The sequence below is a fragment of the Stenotrophomonas sp. SPM genome (genome assembly GCF_003105135.1).
GTDB lineage: Bacteria > Pseudomonadota > Gammaproteobacteria > Xanthomonadales > Xanthomonadaceae > Stenotrophomonas.
The window spans coordinates 1-1,894 of record NZ_QETL01000199.1 but is presented as its reverse complement, the minus strand read 5'-3'; the positions used below and the strand labels follow the sequence as shown (position 1 = coordinate 1,894).

Here is a 1,894-nt window from a genome sequence, read left to right as displayed (position 1 = left end):
TGGGCCAGGGCGACCCCGGCGCGCAGCTGCTGGCCGTGCGCCGCGCGCTGTATGCGCTGGGCCCCGCGGACAGTGCCACCGGCAGCCTGCTGGCCGGCCCCGAGCCGCTGGCCGCCCCGGTGTCGCCGGCGCAGGTGGCCGCCGACATTGCCCGGGCCACGGTGCTGGGCCAGACCGGCGACGGCAAGCAGATCCTGCTGGCCACCTGCACGGCCGACTCTGCGCTGCTGCGCGAGCTGGGCCGGCTGCGTGAACTGACCTTCCGCCAGGTGGGCGAGGGTACCGGCCGCAGCCGCGACCTGGACGACTACGACCTGCAGTACCAGCACATCGTCATCTGGGACGGCAGCGCACAGCGCATCGCCGGTGCCTACCGCATCATGCGCGGCGCACAGGCGCTGGCCCGCCGCGGCCTGGCCGGGCTCTACAGCGCCTCGCTGTTCCGCTATTCCGACGATGCCATCACCCGCATCGCCGAAGGCCTGGAACTGGGCCGCAGCTTCGTGGTGCCCGATTACTGGGGCAGCCGCAGCCTGGATTACCTGTGGCAGGGCATCGGCGCCTACCTGCAGTGCCAGCCGGGCATCCGCTACCTGTTCGGCGCGGTGTCGATCAGCGCCGCACTGCCACGCGAGGCACGCGAGCAGCTGGTGGCCTACTACCAGCGGTATTACGGCGGCCGCAGCGGCCTGGTCGAATCCAACCAGCCGTTCCAGTATTTCGCCGCACCGCCCAGCTTTGGCGAACTCGACACGGGCGCCGCCTTCGACGTGCTGAAGGCCAACCTGGCCGCACTGGGCACGGGTGTGCCGACGCTGTACCGCCAGTACACCGATCTGTGCGAACCCGGCGGCGCGCGCTTCCTGGCGTTCGGCGTCGATCCGGATTTCAGCGATTCGATCGACGGCCTGATCGAAGTGGACCTGCAGGCGATCCGGCCAAACAAACGCAAACGCTACCTGCGCGACGCGGGGATGCCGGCATGAGCGCGCTGGCGAACCTGTCGCCGCACCGGCGTTCAGTGTTCGTCTCCGATGTGCACCTCGGGTCGCGCCACTGCCACGCCGCCGAACTGGCCGCCTTCCTCGGCCAGCTGCGCTGCGAGCGGCTGTACCTGGTCGGCGACATCATCGACCTGTGGTGGATGGCGCACCGCCGTGCCAACTGGCGTGCTTCGCACAGCGAGGTGATCCAGGCACTGCATGCGCTGCGCCGCGCTGGCACCGAGATCATCTACATCCCCGGCAACCACGATGCCTCGCTGCGCCATGTGTGCGGGCTGATGCTGCCGGCGATGCAGGTGCGCCGCCGCGCCATCCATGTGACCGCCGACGGCCGCCGCCTGCTGGTGGCGCACGGTGATGACTACGACGGCGTGACCCAGTTCGGTGGCCTGCAGGAGCGCTTCGGCGACTGGCTGTACTACCGCATCCTCACCGGCAACCAGGCGTTGAACGCGGTGCGGCGCCGGCTGGGCATGCGCTACTGGTCGCTGTCCGAATTCCTGAAGAAGCGCAGCGGCGCCGCCGAGCGCTACATCGAGCGCTTCGTCCAGGCCGGCCTGGATGATGTGCGCCGGCGCGGGCTGGACGGCATCATCTGCGGCCACATCCACCGTGCGGCGCTGGTCGAGCGCGATGGGCTGGTCTATGCGAACGACGGCGACTGGGTGGAAAGCCTGACCGCGCTGGCCGAGGATCATGATGGCGCGCTGCGCCTGCTGGACCACCATGGGCAGACCCTGGTGGAACTGCCCGGCGTGCGGATGTCGCAGGCGGCGTAGCGCCTGCCTTCTGTAGCAACTGTCTTGTTAGGCGGAGGCCATCTGGGCCTCCGCGTCCCGCTTGCGGGCGTTGAGGATCACCAGCATCTTGCGCATCACCGCGACCAGGGC

Annotated in this window: 2 protein-coding genes; both read left to right on the top strand. The window is 69.7% G+C overall.

The window, feature by feature from the left end; translation table 11 throughout:
• The coding region (locus tag DCO49_RS19930; protein WP_116865455.1) for a GNAT family N-acetyltransferase at nt 1-986 on the top strand (986 nt) is incomplete at its 5' end.
• Nucleotides 983-1,783, top strand: a complete 801-nt coding sequence (locus DCO49_RS19925) for a UDP-2,3-diacylglucosamine diphosphatase (RefSeq protein ID WP_116865454.1) — start codon at nt 983-985, stop codon at nt 1,781-1,783. The genes DCO49_RS19930 and DCO49_RS19925, both read left to right, overlap by 4 nt.
• Nucleotides 1,784-1,894 lie beyond the last annotated feature (111 nt).

Coding starts and splice junctions, on each gene's coding strand:
- DCO49_RS19925 (WP_116865454.1), top strand. CDS start 983: ATGAGCGCGCTGGCGAACCTGTCGCCGCACCGGCGTTCAGTGTTCGTC.